12 protein-coding genes and 2 pseudogenes are annotated in these 14,075 nt (G+C 63.0%); 3 read left to right on the top strand and 11 right to left on the bottom strand.

Annotated elements, in window-relative coordinates; genetic code table 11:
• Nucleotides 1-115: 115 nt before the first annotated feature.
• Nucleotides 116-388, bottom strand: coding sequence for a hypothetical protein (locus OKW43_RS40550; RefSeq protein ID WP_187638872.1), 273 nt, complete (start codon nt 386-388; stop codon nt 116-118).
• 485 nt (nt 389-873) lie between these two features.
• Between OKW43_RS40550 and OKW43_RS40545 the strand changes: the two genes are divergently transcribed.
• On the top strand, nt 874-1,692 hold the full coding sequence (locus tag OKW43_RS40545; RefSeq protein WP_429454414.1) for a formate/nitrite transporter family protein: 819 nt from the start codon (nt 874-876) through the stop codon (nt 1,690-1,692).
• Between the two features lie 231 nt (nt 1,693-1,923).
• Here OKW43_RS40545 and OKW43_RS40540 read toward each other — a convergent pair whose 3' ends face one another.
• From OKW43_RS40540 to OKW43_RS40530, 3 genes and pseudogenes are all read right to left on the bottom strand, one after another.
• Nucleotides 1,924-3,255, bottom strand: coding sequence for an OpgC domain-containing protein (locus tag OKW43_RS40540; RefSeq protein WP_429454412.1), 1,332 nt, complete (start codon nt 3,253-3,255; stop codon nt 1,924-1,926).
• A 57-nt stretch (nt 3,256-3,312) separates the two neighbouring features.
• A pseudogene (locus OKW43_RS40535) lies at nt 3,313-3,732 on the bottom strand (IS6 family transposase).
• Between the two features lie 58 nt (nt 3,733-3,790).
• Nucleotides 3,791-4,867 carry an aldo/keto reductase gene (locus OKW43_RS40530; protein WP_429454410.1) on the bottom strand — a complete coding sequence of 359 codons (1,077 nt, stop codon included), beginning with the start codon at nt 4,865-4,867 and terminating at the stop codon, nt 3,791-3,793.
• 209 nt (nt 4,868-5,076) lie between these two features.
• On the opposite strand from OKW43_RS40530, the pseudogene OKW43_RS40525 reads away from it, so the two are divergent.
• Nucleotides 5,077-5,250: pseudogene (locus OKW43_RS40525) on the top strand (LysR family transcriptional regulator); the annotation flags it as partial.
• Nucleotides 5,251-5,286: 36 nt separating this feature from the next.
• Entirely contained in the window at nt 5,287-5,991 is a 705-nt protein-coding gene (locus tag OKW43_RS40520) for a LysR substrate-binding domain-containing protein (RefSeq protein ID WP_312892996.1), read from the top strand.
• A 303-nt stretch (nt 5,992-6,294) separates the two neighbouring features.
• Here OKW43_RS40520 and OKW43_RS40515 read toward each other — a convergent pair whose 3' ends face one another.
• The 7 genes from OKW43_RS40515 to OKW43_RS40485 all read right to left on the bottom strand — a co-directional run bounded on the left by OKW43_RS40515 (nt 6,295) and on the right by OKW43_RS40485 (nt 14,062).
• A complete protein-coding gene (locus OKW43_RS40515; RefSeq protein ID WP_187638875.1) occupies nt 6,295-7,794 on the bottom strand; it encodes an amidohydrolase family protein in 1,500 nt (499 codons plus the stop codon).
• A gap of 37 nt (nt 7,795-7,831) precedes the next feature.
• Complete coding sequence (locus tag OKW43_RS40510) at nt 7,832-8,680, bottom strand: ABC transporter permease (protein ID WP_429454407.1); 849 nt, start codon at nt 8,678-8,680, stop codon at nt 7,832-7,834.
• On the bottom strand, nt 8,673-9,524 hold the full coding sequence (locus OKW43_RS40505) for an ABC transporter permease (protein ID WP_429454405.1): 852 nt from the start codon (nt 9,522-9,524) through the stop codon (nt 8,673-8,675). The genes OKW43_RS40510 and OKW43_RS40505 overlap by 8 nt, the downstream gene beginning before the upstream one ends.
• 6 nt (nt 9,525-9,530) lie before the next feature.
• Nucleotides 9,531-10,589, bottom strand: coding sequence for an ABC transporter substrate-binding protein (locus tag OKW43_RS40500; protein ID WP_429454403.1), 1,059 nt, complete (start codon nt 10,587-10,589; stop codon nt 9,531-9,533).
• 94 nt (nt 10,590-10,683) lie between these two features.
• Nucleotides 10,684-11,871 (bottom strand): ABC transporter ATP-binding protein, encoded by a 1,188-nt coding sequence (locus OKW43_RS40495; RefSeq protein WP_429454401.1) that lies wholly within the window; start codon nt 11,869-11,871, stop codon nt 10,684-10,686.
• Nucleotides 11,871-13,220: an amidohydrolase family protein gene (locus OKW43_RS40490; RefSeq protein ID WP_429454399.1), complete on the bottom strand. Its 1,350-nt coding sequence runs from the start codon at nt 13,218-13,220 to the stop codon at nt 11,871-11,873. Before OKW43_RS40490 ends, OKW43_RS40495 begins: the two co-directional genes overlap by 1 nt.
• 17 nt (nt 13,221-13,237) lie before the next feature.
• Nucleotides 13,238-14,062 carry an amino acid ABC transporter ATP-binding protein gene (locus OKW43_RS40485; RefSeq protein WP_429454397.1) on the bottom strand — a complete coding sequence of 275 codons (825 nt, stop codon included), beginning with the start codon at nt 14,060-14,062 and terminating at the stop codon, nt 13,238-13,240.
• Between the last annotated feature and the right edge of the window lie 13 nt (nt 14,063-14,075).

Raw genomic sequence — 14,075 nt, 5'->3', positions numbered from 1 at the left:
GTTAAGGAGCGATTTTACTGAAATCGAATCGCTGCGTAAGAGCGGCCGGCGACAGATAGCCCAGACGCTCCTCGCCGTCAGCAAGACCTTGCGACTTTCGCGCCTGTGCCTGTATTCAAGAACCAAAGTAAATCGGTTTCATGCCGTCATTGCCGTCCGGACGAATCGACGAACGGATCTCATGATCGATTCGATGGACCATCCGTTCCATCGAACGAAGCGGATGATGTGAACCTGACGCCGATGTGCCATCGGCAACACCACCGTAGCCGGGCGCAGTGGCGTTCTGCACGGCGATGCTGGTAAGAGGCGCGTTCGATTGAGCAAACGAAACAGCCGGGACGGCGAATACTGCGGCAACTGCAATGGCTTCGATAAGCGATTTCATGATGAACCTACGGTCAAAGTTTCTACTCCAAACTGTCAGTCGGAGCCGGAACCAAAGTCTAGGGAGGTAAACCACTAAAATTAAGTCCTGTTCGCACAAGTCTCTATTGTGCGTTTGAGGTAGAGCCACGCTGACAATCAAAATATCCTTGCGAGTTTTTTTCGGCCTCACATAGAACTCGAGGTACGCGAGCTTTCCAGCGCCTTCAGGAAATAGGTTTCAGTCGGTAAGCCCCACTGGACAGTAACTCAAAGAACACCTCCTCATTTAAGCAAGCGATCTTTAGGTCGAACGCCCTTTCGATGCGTCCGCAACAGAAAGGAGCACAGAAGCCGGCCTCCGACAGGGATACAGCATCAAGAAGTGGCTGATGTTACCCTTTCAGGCCGGTTTGATAATGAAGAATGGCTTATACCGACCTATCATGTGCGCTAATTTGGTACTCCCCGGGCAGCCGATACGGGGGATTCTTTTCCGGAGCAGTGATGTACGCAGACAGTATTGATAAGTTCTCGAAAGCCGGTGCGTATAAATTGTCGGTCGTTCTCCGCTCGCCGCTCTCTTTCCTTATCGGCGCGGCAATGGCTGGCGCCTATATCGGGTTCGGCGACATTCTTATGTTTTCAGTTGGCTCGCATGTCGATCCAGCTTATGTGCACCTCATTATGGGCGGGGTTTTCGCGTGTGCCCTCACCATCGTGGTATTCGCTGGCTCCGATCTGTTCACCGGCACGGCGATGTATATGCCGCTTGCTGTATTTCGGGGTGAGACCGGCGTGGGTGGCATGCTCCTAGTGTGGGTGACATGCTGGATCGGCAACCTGATCGGCGCTGTCGTGCTCGCGGTGATACTGCACGCAGCCGGGGGGGGAGTCCTGCTAACCGACGGTTCAGAGATTTTCTTCAGGACGGTCGAAACGAAGATGGCGACGCCTGGGGTTCCGCTGTTCGCGAAGGGCCTCCTGTGCAACTGGCTTGTCTGCCTGGCGATCTGGATGGCAGCTCGAACGAATAATGACGGTGCAAAGCTGGGACTGATCTTTTGGCCCGTGTTTGCGTTTGTTGCCTGCGGCTTCGAGCACAGCGTCGCAAACATGTTCGTGTTCGCGCTTGCACTAATCGGCCAGCACCCGGCCAACATCACGTTTGCCGGTGCTTTGCATAACGAACTTTTTGTCACGCTGGGCAATCTGGCCGGTGGCGGAATCTTCGTCGGCCTTGGCTATTGGCTGCAAGAGAGCGGTCTTGGTCATCCTTCGAAGGCCCGCGCCGCCGTGTCCGCGAGCGGCGTTCGCACGAACTGACGCGGCGATTTTTCCTCTGCAGCAATCGTCAAGGCGCGGGCTCTTCCTGTTCCCGGTATCTCGACCTGATTGAAACCGCAGACCGAATCAGTCCAACAGGTTTCGATGTGAAGACCGTTGCCTCCGGATAGCGATTCACAAAGGCGGCGGTAATCACGCGAACTGCCGACAATGGCAGCGGTGCCGATGTCCAGTGCCCACATGAGGTCCGTGAGCGCGTCGGCATAGCCCTCAATCCCCGGTGTCGCAACCCGCAATGGTGCGCTCTGACTGTAACCTGGGGCGACCCACGCCACGACCCGAAAGCTGTCCTGGAGACCGGCCGGCTGGGCGCGATACCCCGCGGAAGTCGAACCGATACCGTGAAGTAGAACTGCGGCGCGTCTCCCAGACGCGGCGCCCCGATATCGACCGTTCTTGTTTCGGAGCAGGGGCTCGGCATCCGTATTGTCCAGTTCTGTGTTGCCGCTGCGATATCGGTCGATTCGCTTTGAGCCTGGCGGTAGCGATGGCGACGGCGAGTACCGCTGCGACCGTCAGCAAGTCGGCCGATAGCGCCGCGGCAACCGCTTGCGTGCGTGTATGGAAGGCGGGCGCCGCGACCTGCAGCGCGGTGTCGGCAACGATCGAAATGAGCGTTCCCCAGACAAAACAGGTCAGCCCCTGGCGACCGACCGTGACCACTGGCGGTAGCGCCGCGGCCAGCCGGTCGATCCAACCGAGCCGGCTCAATTGGGCGACCAGCCAGGCGATCGAGATGAAGCTGACGACTCTCAGGGAACTCAGGTGCTGTTTCAAATAGCCGGGTTCCGGCTGGTTCTCAATCAGCAACCTGTAAGTGGCAAAAGCCAGTGCGACGACAAGCGCGATCCAGGTCAGCCGCAGTCCGGCGCGCGAAGCCTGGAACACGGCGGACACCGGATGCAGCCGGCATAGCATGCCAAGCATAAACATCAACTGCCACGCGAACGGATCGAATGACCAGCCGATAGGGTCGGCGCTCGGCAGCAGATGCGCAAGCGAAGGTGCGCACAGCCACAACGCCAGGCTCGCCAGCAGGGCGGTGGCCGGCTGGCGGCGAACGACCGGCGCGACCAGCGGCACACACAGCGCGAACCCGATATACATCGGCAGCACCGCAGCCAGATCAGGCTGGCGCCGTAGCGTGGCGATATCGAGTAGCGTTTGGAACGGCCGGACCAAAAACAGTGGCGCATCGGTGTAGGTCAGTACGGCGGTGTGAATGTGCAACGCGATCATTGTCAGGCCGCAAAGCAGCATCAGAGCGGCCGTCAGCAGATAGCCACGATAGATTTCCCCACTGCGTTTTAGAAAGCGGCGCTGAGCCTGCGCTGCGCCACCGCGCGCTGTCAACGCGCAATAAGCGGCGGCGCTCGCATAGCCGCCGAGAAAGACGAAGACTTCCGCCGCGTCGCAAAATGCATAGGTATGCAGTGTCAGATGCGAGAGAGCGCTGTGCGAGACGTGGTCGAGTGTAATCGCGATCAACGCCAGGCCGCGCAGGAAATCGACGCTCGTTGAACGAGTGGAATCTCGACTCACGGTGGTTTTATCGCAGTAAGGAATGCGGGTGAACGAAATCGATATGCACAGTACTGCTTATATTGCGAGGTCGTAAAATTGATCGGTGGCGGACAGATGGGTTCCGCGACCACTACTTCGATGCCGCCCAGCAGGATCCGGGCGCAGCGGAAGGTCTTGAATCCCAGCATGGATCGCGTGCGTCGCTTGATCGCCCGGTGGTCCTGTTTGACGATAGAAAACCGATGATGTTACGGGCCTTGTCGACGGCGCGGTACAGATATTTCCATTGGCCCTTGACCTTGATGTAGGTTTCATCGACACGCCAACTCTTGCCGACGGGACGCTTGCGATGGCGAAACGACTTCTCCAGCGCTGGCAACAGTTTTATCGCTCAGCGGTGCGCGGTCGAATGATCCACCGAGATTCCACGCTCAGCCATCATTTCTTCAGGTGACGAAGGCTCAGCGGATAGGCCACATACCAGCGCACGCACATCAGGATTACATCCAACGGATAGTGTTCGTTTCAAGGACGCTCACCATCGCAGATCGTCTTACTGCGACAGAGCCCGACCCTGTGCGTCGAGATACGGTTCCAGTAACGACAGGTCAGGCGCCCCAAGGCGATCATGGGCCGTCTGTAGCTGATGCCAGTATGGATAGAGCAGGGGCGGCGCGCTCACCGTGTCGAGCCGCTCGCGCTGCTGTGCGGTCAACGTAAGATTCGCGGCGCCGAGGTTGTCGAGCAGTTGTGCTTCGTTACGTCCGCCGATAATGACCGAGGTGACGGCGGGGCGTCCGAGCGTCCACGCAAGCGCGACCTGCGCGGCCGAGACATCGTGCTCGCCGGCAATCTCGACCAGAGTGTCGACAATCGACCACAGGCGCTCCGCGTCGCGGATCGGCGGCTCGGTCCAGCCGGCGAGCTGGCGCGTTCCCTCGGGCGACGTGTCGCGGCGGTGCTTGCCGGACAGCAGGCCACCTGCGAGCGGGCTCCAGACAAGAATGCCGAGCCCTTGATCGAGCGCGATCGGCGCGAGTTCGTATTCCGCTTCGCGTGCTTCGAGCGTGTAGTGAATCTGTTGGCTCACAAAACGCGGTAGACGATCGCGTTCGCTCACGTGCAACGCCTTCATCAAATGCCAGCCGGAGTAGTTCGAGCAACCGACATAGCGGATCTTGCCGTGCCGAACCAGCAGATCAAGCGCTTCAAGCGTTTCTTCCAGCGGCGTGAGTCCGTCCCATTCGTGCACCTGATAGAGGTCGATCACGTCGGTCTTGAGGCGCCGCAGGCTCGCTTCGCAGGCCTCTATCAGATGATGCCGCGACAGACCCCGATCGTTCGGACCGTCGCCCATCGGGAAGCGGGCCTTCGTGGCGATCAGCACGCCGCCTTTGCGTTTGCCGCCGAGCGCTTCGCCGACGATTTCCTCCGACGCGCCATTGGAATAGACATCTGCCGTATCGATCAGGTTGACGCCCGCGTCGATGCACATGTCGATCTGCCGGCGCGCATCGTCGAGGCCAACCTCGCCGACGCTCGCGAATTTGCCCTTGCCGCCCATCGTCATCGTGCCTAGCGTGATGGTGGACACCTTCAGGCCCGAACGGCCCAGTTGACGGTATTCCATGATGAAGCAATCTCCATAAATGTTGCCCGGAATCCACGGCCGCGGTGCGGTCGTTAAGTCCCCACTGCGCGAGCACTTCGTGCCCGGTGGTCCTCTGACGCTCCGGAGCATCCGACAATATCGAAGATCGACTTAACATTCCAATAGAAAGATATGATCCAATTGTGCGGTTTTCGTGATCAATCGTCTGTGGTGAGAAGGGTGCTAACGTGGACTTGAAGCAGCTGGAACATTTCGTAGCGGTCGCAGAAGAGCGGCATTTCACGCGCGCGGCGCGGCGACTTAACCTCGTTCAGTCCGGCTTGTCCGCGTCGATCCGCTTACTGGAGGACGAGCTGGGCGGACCGTTGTTCATCCGCAGCACGCGGCGAGTCGACTTCACCCCTGCCGGCGAAGTGCTGTTCGCGCAAGCGCGGCGGGTGCTCGCGGCCGCGCGCGACGCGCGCCACGCCGTGACGCAAGTGCACGGGCTCGCACGCGGCCGGCTCAGCATTGGCGCCATTCACGGTCTCGCGCCTTATGTCGATCTGCCTGCTACCTTGGGGCGGTTTCGGGCCGCGTTCGGCGGGATCGATATCCACCTGACACTCGATGGCTCGCGCGCGTTGATCGACGAGGTGCGGGAAGGACGTCTTGACCTCGCTTTTACCCAGCCCTCGGATTCGCCACCGGACGATCTCGGATCGCAAATGTTCGCGTGTGAGGGAATGGTCGTCGTCTGCGCGACGCATCATCGACTGGCGGGGGCTAATGGGCTAAAGCTCGCGGATCTTTGCGAAGAAACGTTCGCCGATCTGCGCCCAGAATGGAGCGTGCGACGGCTCGTCGATCGAAGCTTTGCCGCCGCGGGACTGCAGCGCCAGATCAGCTTCGAGGTCAACGACATGCCGATGTTGCTTGAATTGGCGGCGCAGGGGCTTGCGATAACGATCGTGCCGGAATCTGTCGCCTCCGCCAGGGTGCGCGACACGCGTGGCGCGCCGATCGCCACGGCGACTCTGCGCGAAGCCGAGGAGCCGTGCTGGGAACTCGCGGCTGTTTTCAAGGGCAGCGCCGCAGAACCACTCGTGCCCGTCGCCCGTGCTTTTCTGGATTTGCTCAAATTACCCGCAGTGGCGACCTGACACTCCACTGCATCAGGGCAATTATTGGGAACGTTCGCAAGCAAAGCCAGGCAGCAACACCGTATCGGGCGAGCCGCAAGGCTTCGATGTGATGGGTTCGAAGGCGGTCCCGGATCGCTTCGATCAAGCCGAGATTTAATCGGCTGCTCGTCGTATCGTAGCGAATCAGTTCGTCGGCCAACGCGGGCGGGGCGAACTGATGCGTGGAGCGCACTATCAATCGTTCGGCGCGGAGCTACATTGAGAACTCCGACGCAGATCGGGCAAACTTGCGTTCGCAACCCGCGCCTGCCACATCGCACGTCAGCGAGCTAGCTTCGCCGCATAGGGTTCCCACTCCGGATGCAGCGTCTGGGCCCGCGCATACACCTTTTCCATTTCGGCGCGCAGCGGCGCGACCGATTCATCGGCGAGATCAAACTCGGCGCTGAGCGCCTCGTAGGCTGCGCTGATTTCACGCAAAAGCGCCGGCTCGTCGACGCGGGTGAGCCTTCCGTTGCGCAACACGGCGTCGCCTGCGACGAAGACGCTGTCGATCGACGCGCCGCGTTCGGCGTAGACCAATTGGCGCACCGGGTCCGTCAGCGGCGTGAAGCTGATCGTATCGGTGCGATACGCCACCAGGTCGGCACGATAACCCGGCGCAATCGCGCCGAGCTGGCCGCCGAGTCCGAGCGCGCTCGCTCCGCCCACCGTGCCCGCGCGCAGCGCTTCGGATGCCGATAACCAGCGCGAATGGTCGTTGCCGCGTATCTTCGAAAGCGCTGCGGCGCTGCCCAGCACGTTGAGCATATTGCCGGTGACGGTCGACGCGCAGCCGTCGGAACCCAGGCTCACGTTGACGCCCGCGTCGAGCAGCGCGCGCACCGGTTGCACGCCCGAGCCGAGCATCAGGTTGCTCCACGGGTTGTGCTGCACGCTGGCACCCGACTGAGCGAGGCACTCGATCTCGGGATCCGAGAGCCACACCGCGTGAATCAGCGAGGTGCCCGGCCGCAGAAAGCCGAGTTCGGCGAGACGCATCACCATGGGTTTGCCGTAAAAGGCCTGCGCCGTGACGACCTGCAGCCATGTTTCCTGCACATGGATAATCACCGGCAGTGCATGCGCATCGGCAAACGCGCGGCAACGCGCAAGAAATTCAGGCGTGCAGCGCTGCGGCGCCGAAGGCGAAATCGCAATGCTCACCCGGTTGTGGTGCGGATGGTGCTGTGCGAGTCGGGTTTCCAGCAGAGCAAAGAACGCGTCGGGCGAGGGCCGCGGCTGGGCGCGCAGTTGCGCGAGCAGATCGGGCGCAAAGATCGTGTCGACGTCCGGGAAGTTGTCGACGATCGCACGGTCCATCATCGAAAAGCCGACCAACGCGCGAATGCCCGCGTCTTCATAGGCCTGGAAAATGGCTTCGACGGTGGCGGGGTCGATCGACTGGCCGAGGCTTACGTCATCCACCAGTGTGGTCGCGCCGCTGCGCAGCGCCTCGAGCGCGCCCACCATTGTGCGCAGATAGGCCTGGCGCGGCGTGAGCCTGACCGGACGAGGCGCGCGGACATAGTGCATCCACAGTTCGAGCGGCAGGTTTTCGAGCCGTCCTTTATGAAAATGCTCGTGCGAATGCTGGTGGCCGTTCACGAGCCCCGGCACCAGCAGGCAGCCGTCGAGCGGCACGCGCTCGCCGTCGGTGGCGCTCCCGCCGGCCACGACCGCTGCGATCCGCTCGCCTTCAATCACAACGTCGACGGGACGCGGGACGTAACGCTGCTCGGCGCCGAGCACAGCCTTCACGTTGGAGAGTATCTTGCGCACGTTTTTCACCTGATTGGACAAAGACTCGTTGCAGCGGTTAGCGAAACTGCCGGGACAGTCCGGCGAGCCGCTCCATCAACAACATCGAAATCAAGGTCACGACGATCAGCACACCCGAGGCTGCGGCCGCCCGCACGTCCAGGCTGTCCTCGATGATGTGCCACAGATGGATCGGCAACACTTCGGAGCGGGCATCGGACAGGAACAGCGACAGCGCGACGTTATCGAACGAATTCATGAACGCGATGAATGCGCCCGACGCGATGCCGGGCACGAGCACCGGCAATACGACGCGCCGGAACGTGAACCAGCCGCTCGCCCCGAGGCACCTGGAGCTGTCGAGCAGCGCGGGATCGAGCTGCGCGTAGCTGGCCGAGGTGGTGTACAACACATAGGGCGCGCACAACGCGATGTGCCCGGCAAGCAGGCTGTAGAACGACAATCCGGCGCTTTCGAGGTTGAACAGGATCAGGATACCCAGCCCGAGCGCGAGCGAAGGAATCGTCAGCGGCGCCATGAAAAACGAGTCGAGCAGTCGCGCGGTCATCGTGCGGCGGCGCGCCAGAGTCACGGCAGCCGCCACCGCCAGCACGGTCGCACAGATGGTTGCCGCGCCGGCAAGCTTCAGGCTGAGAAGCAGGTCGTCGATGATCTCGGGCGAATCGAAGATCAGCGCGTCATACCAACGCAGCGACAGGCCCGGCGGCGGAAACTTCAACGAAAACCCCGACGTGAGCGACGTCACCAGCACGATTAGCGTGGGGCCGATCAGCATCAGTAGCCCGAAGCCGCCGATCAGTCCCATCGCCGCATTGAACGACAGCTGCCGTAGCCGAGCCCGGCGCGCCGGCATGGCCGACGCCGCTGCAAGCATGTGTTTAGCCATGGACAAATCCCCTCGTTTTGCGGCCGAAATAGTTGAGCAGCGTAACGACGGCCAGGACGCTCAACAGCAGGATCATCGCGAGCGCGGCGGCAAACGGATAGTTCTGCGTCTGGATCGCCTGTTCGTAAATATAGAACGGCATGTACATCAACTGGCCGCCGCCCACCAGCGTTTGAACCACGAAGGCGCTTACCGCACCGGTGAAGACCAGCAACGTGCCGCTCAGCAAACCCGGCATTGCCAACGGCACGGTGATCTTCCACCAGGTGCGCCAGCTGCTCGCGCCCAGCGCATGCGAGGCCTCGGGCAAGCGCGTGTCGAGCGAGCCGAGCGTGGTGACGAGCGGCAGCACCATCAACGGCAGCTCGATCTGGGCCAGCGACAGGATCACCGCAAGCGGCGTGTAGAGCAGCCTGAACGGCGGGCTGGTACGGCCGAGCGCGAGAAGCAGCTCGTTGACGAGCCCCTCGTTGCCGAGGATCACCACCCAGGCGAACGTGCGCACGACCGAGCTCGTCAGAAGCGGCAGCAAAATCAGCACGATCAGGAAGCGCCGCCAGCGTTGCGAACTCACGACGTACAGATGCGCCACTGGATAGCCGAGCACGATCGTCACCAGTGTGGTGGCGACGCCCAGTATCAGCGTCTGCCAGAGGATTCCACGGTTATAACTGTCGCCGAAGAACAGCAGGTATTGGCGGATGCCGAAATGCGTCATGGCGGCATCGCTGTGCAGGCTGATTAGCGCGACGAGCCCGAGCGGCACGCCGACGAACGCGATAAAGAACAGCGCCAGCGGCAGCACGAGCAGCCAGTCGCGCGGCATCCGGTAGTTCGGGCTCATGATGCGTCAGACCTTCACCAGACGGTTGAAGCGATCAATGTATTCCGCGCGGCGCGGGTTGATGCGCGCCCAGTCGACCTGGACAAACGACGTCATCTCGTTGGCGTTATCCGCGATCGCCGCGAGCGCCGCACCGAACGGCACCTTGGTGTTCGTCGGCGCGACGTAGTACGGCGCGCCGGTCATCTGCTGCTGCACTTCGACGCTCAGCGCCGTATTGATGTACGCCGCGGCCAGGTCCGGCACCCGAGTGTTCTTGACGATATTCATCGTGCTGCGCACGATTCCCCAGTTGCTGTCGGGGCGCGTCAGCGCGATAGGCACGCCCTTGGCCTTGAGCGATTCGACGTTGTTGATGTAGTGGCAGGCGATATCGACTTGACCCTGCTGGAACAGCGTGCCCAGCGCGCCCGGATTCGCGGCGACCGCGCCGACGTTCGGCATCAGGCGTTTGATGTAATCGAACGCCGGATCCAGGTGATCCTCGTCGCCGCCGAGCATCTTGGCGAGCGCCACCATCCACACGGTGCCGAGAGTCGAGTCGAGACTCACGAGGCCGACGCGGCCCTTGAATTCCGGCTTGAGCAGATCGTTCCATGACTTCGGCGTGGTCTTCACGCGCTCCGTGTTGTACGCGATGCCGTAGACCTGTGCGGAGACATAGGCACCGAGGCCCTTCGCATCGACGAAATGCGCCGGCAGGCTCGTGAGGTTCGGCACCCGCGCCGCCGGTATCGGTTCGAACATGCCTTGCGCGATGCCTTGCAGATAGGGGCCCTCGTCCATCATGACGACGTCGAAAGGCGGGTTGTTGCGGGCGGCCACCAGCTTGGTGAGCGTGTCGACCGCTTGCGACGCGGTCAGAACCGCGCTGACGCCGGACGCTTTGCGAAACGCCGGCAGCAGGATCTTGCGTTGCGACTCTTCCCACGCGCCGGGAAAGGTGGTGGCCGCTAGAGACCCGGACGCTGCCCTGGCGATGCCGCTTCCGAGCGACAGGCCGACCGCGCCGGCGGCGCCCATCACTTGCAGGATTTTGCGACGTTGGTGATTGATCAGCGACATAGGACCTCTAATGGAGAATGTGACGGGACGGGCCCGCGATAGCGAGTCAACAAGAACGGCGTGCGGACGAATCACACACCGGGTCGGCCATGGTTCAGAGACGGGCCGCGCTGCTTTGCGGCGCGCTGAACGTGCGCACCGGCGCATCGGGTTTGAGCGTCAGCGCCACGCGCATTCCCGGGCTCAAGGCGGCGCCCAGAGCACGGGGCATCGAAATCTTCACCGGCTGACCGCCGTCGAGCTGCAGATCCACGATCAATGTCGGGCCGATCGGCATAGCCAGCTGGGCGGTGGCCAGCAACTCGGTCGTGTCGGTGCCGGACTGCGGCAACTGCCACTCCCATTGCTCAGGGCGGACGGCCAGCAACGCGGCTCCAGTCTTGCGCCACGGTCCTGCCTGAGGAACCGCCAGCACCGCGCCTCCTTCGAAGCCCGCATGGAAGTCGTCGCCTTGCTGGCGCAACTGGATTGGCAGCAGGTTCGCGGTGCCGACGAAGGTGGCGACGAACGACGTCGCCGGCCGGTCGTAGATGGCAACCGACGTGTCGTATTGCTCAAGCCGTCCGCGATTGAGAACCGCGACCCGGTCGGCCATGCTCATCGCCTCTTCCTGGTCGTGCGTCACCATGACGGTGGTGATGTTCAGCTCGCGTTGCAGACGGCGAATCTCGATCTGCATATCGAGTCGCAGGTTCTTGTCGAGCGCGGCGAACGGTTCGTCGAGCAGCAGAATGCGCGGTTCGACCGCGAGCGTGCGCGCCAGCGCGACGCGTTGCTGCTGGCCGCCCGACAGCTCGCGGGGATAGCGCTTGGCGAACGCTTCCATGCGTACCATGTCGAGTATCTGCGCGGCCTTCCGCGAGGCGTCGCGCCGGGCGACGCCATTGGCTTCCAGCCCGTAAGCGACGTTAGCCGCGACCGTCATGTGTGGAAACAACGCGTAGTTCTGGAACACGATGCCCACGCCGCGCTGGCGCGGCGCGAGACCGTCCACGCGCTGCCCGCCGATATGCACTTCGCCTTCCGACTGCGCCTGCAGACCCGCCAGAATGCGCAGCAAGGTGCTCTTGCCGCAGCCCGACGGGCCGAGCAACGCAACCAGTTCGCCGGCGGCGATGTCGAGGGTGACGTCTTCGATCACCGGCACCGCTCCGAAACGGTGTTTGATGCCGCGCATCTGCACCGCGGCACCGGCTTGCGACACGCCGGCGCGCGACGGTGCCGGTATGACGCTCGAAGCGCCGAGCTCAGCCGGCGAGTCGATGCTGTTTGGAGTGCTCATCAGCCTGCCCTTTTCCACAATTGCGCGGCGGCCTCTCGTGCCGCGGCGATCACCGCGTCGGCGTCGCACAGGGTCGGCGCGCCTCCATCCACCACGATGCGACCGTCGACGATGACCATCTCCACATCGCGCCCGAGCCCGGTATGCACCAGCGTGCCGAGCGGGTTCGGATGCGGCGTCAGATGCGCGCGGCGAAAATCGAACACGGCGAGGTCCGCAAGCCAGCCCGTCTGCAGGCGTCCCAGTTCGTCGCCCAGTCCCATCGCGGTCGCGCCGTTGTGCGTCGCCATCGCCAGCGCGTCGGCGGGTTGCCAGTCAGAGGCGACCTCGCCCAACTGGATGCGTGCGATGGCGAGCGCCCAGCGCATCACCTCGGTCATGTCGGCGTGCATGTTGTCGGTGCCGAGCGCAATGCGCGCGCCAGCGGCGCGCAGACGAGGCGTAGGCGCCATCGTGCCGCCGGTCGCGTTGCCCTTGGGGATATGCGCGACCGTTATGCCCGCGCGGCCGACCCGCTCGATGTCGTCGTCGTCAAGGTAAAGGCAATGCGCGGCCACCAGCCGTTCGTTCAGCAGGCCGACGTCGTCGAGCAGTTGCGCGGGACTCTTACCCGAGCGCAGCTTCACTTCGCGGACCTCGGTGCGGCTTTGCGCGAGGTGCGTGCTCACGCCCAGGTTGTGCGTGCGCGCCGCGTCCGCGATCAGACGCAGGAAGTCGTCGGAGCAGGTATCCGGCGCATGCACGGCCAGTTGGACGCCGGTGCGCCCGTCGCGCTTGCGATGCCAGCGCTCGGCCAGCGCGAGCGCTTCGTTGAGGGTGCGCTCGCCGGTCGCGGCGTGGTATTCCCAGCGCCCGTCCGCTACGCCGGAAAAGTCGACGTCGTGCAGACGCCCGCACGAATACACGCGCAGGCCGAGTTCGGCCATGGCCTCCATCGTCAGATCGGCATGCACGTAACTGTCGTTGATTAGCGTCGAACCGAACAGCATCGCCTCAAGCGCGCCGAGGCGCGCGAGTGCGATCGCCTCGTCCGGGCGAACGTCGTGGCCGTGCGGAATGCCCGGCGTGTACGCGGGCGCGAAGCCCAGGTCTTCCGCGACGCCGCGCACCATCGTGAGGATCGCGTGGGTGTGCACATTGACGTAGCCGGGCACGACGACGCGTCCGTCGAGCCGGCGCGTGGACCGCGCGGAAGCCCGCACGGGCAGATCATTCGCGCGGCCGACAAAAGCGAGGCGGTTGCCGCGAATGCCAATCGCCGCGTTGTGGAGCAGCGGCTGCGCCGGGTCCATCGTTACTACGGTTGCACCCAGCAGCAGCAAATCGAAATCAGTATCGGAAACAGTCATCAGCCAACTCATTCAGTTCAGGTATGCAGGTGCTGCAGGAAGCGTCGGGTGCGCTCTTCGCGCGGGGCGCCGAACACTTCTCCGGGCGTGCCTTGCTCGACGATCGAGCCGGCGTCCATAAACACCACACGATGCGCGACATTGCGCGCGAAACTCATTTCGTGGGTCACGACCATCATCGTCATGCGCGCCGTCGCGAGATCGCGCATCACGTCGAGGACTTCGTTGACCAGTTCGGGGTCGAGCGCCGAGGTCGGTTCATCGAACAGGATCATCTCGGGCTCCATCGCGAGCGCGCGTGCAATCGCGACACGCTGCTGCTGTCCGCCGGACAGTTGCGCAGGCCGCTTGCCGATGTGCTGTCCGAGGTGAACCTTTTCCAGCGCCACCTGCGCGCGCGCCCGGGCCGCGTCGCGCGACAGACCCCGCACGCGCTGCGGACCGGCGGCGACATTGTCCAGCGCGCTCAGATGCGCGAACAGGTTGAAGCGCTGGAAGACAAAGCCGAAGCGGCAACGCTGCCGCGCCAGTTCCGCCTCGGGCAGAGCGCGGCCGCTCTCGGACACGCCGATGCGCTGCGTGCCGAGCCGGATCGTGCCGCCGTCGGGCTTCTCAAGGAAGTTGATACAGCGCAGCAGGGTTGTCTTGCCCGATCCCGACGGGCCGATCAGGACCACGGTCTCGCCACGCGCCACCGAGAGGGACACCGATGGCAGTATGACCTTATCGTCGAAGCGTTTGTGGAGTCCGTCGACGCTCAGGAGTGGCACGGCCGCTGCCTCGCGCTCGCGCGAAGGGGCGCCCGCAAGGGAAAGGTCAGTGGCAATGGCGTTGGTAGACATGCTCGGGAAGAAG

Origin of the sequence: Paraburkholderia sp. WC7.3g (assembly GCF_050436345.1) — a bacterium.
GTDB classification, from domain to species: domain Bacteria; phylum Pseudomonadota; class Gammaproteobacteria; order Burkholderiales; family Burkholderiaceae; genus Paraburkholderia; species Paraburkholderia podalyriae.
This window is presented reverse-complemented; position numbering and strand designations above follow the sequence as displayed.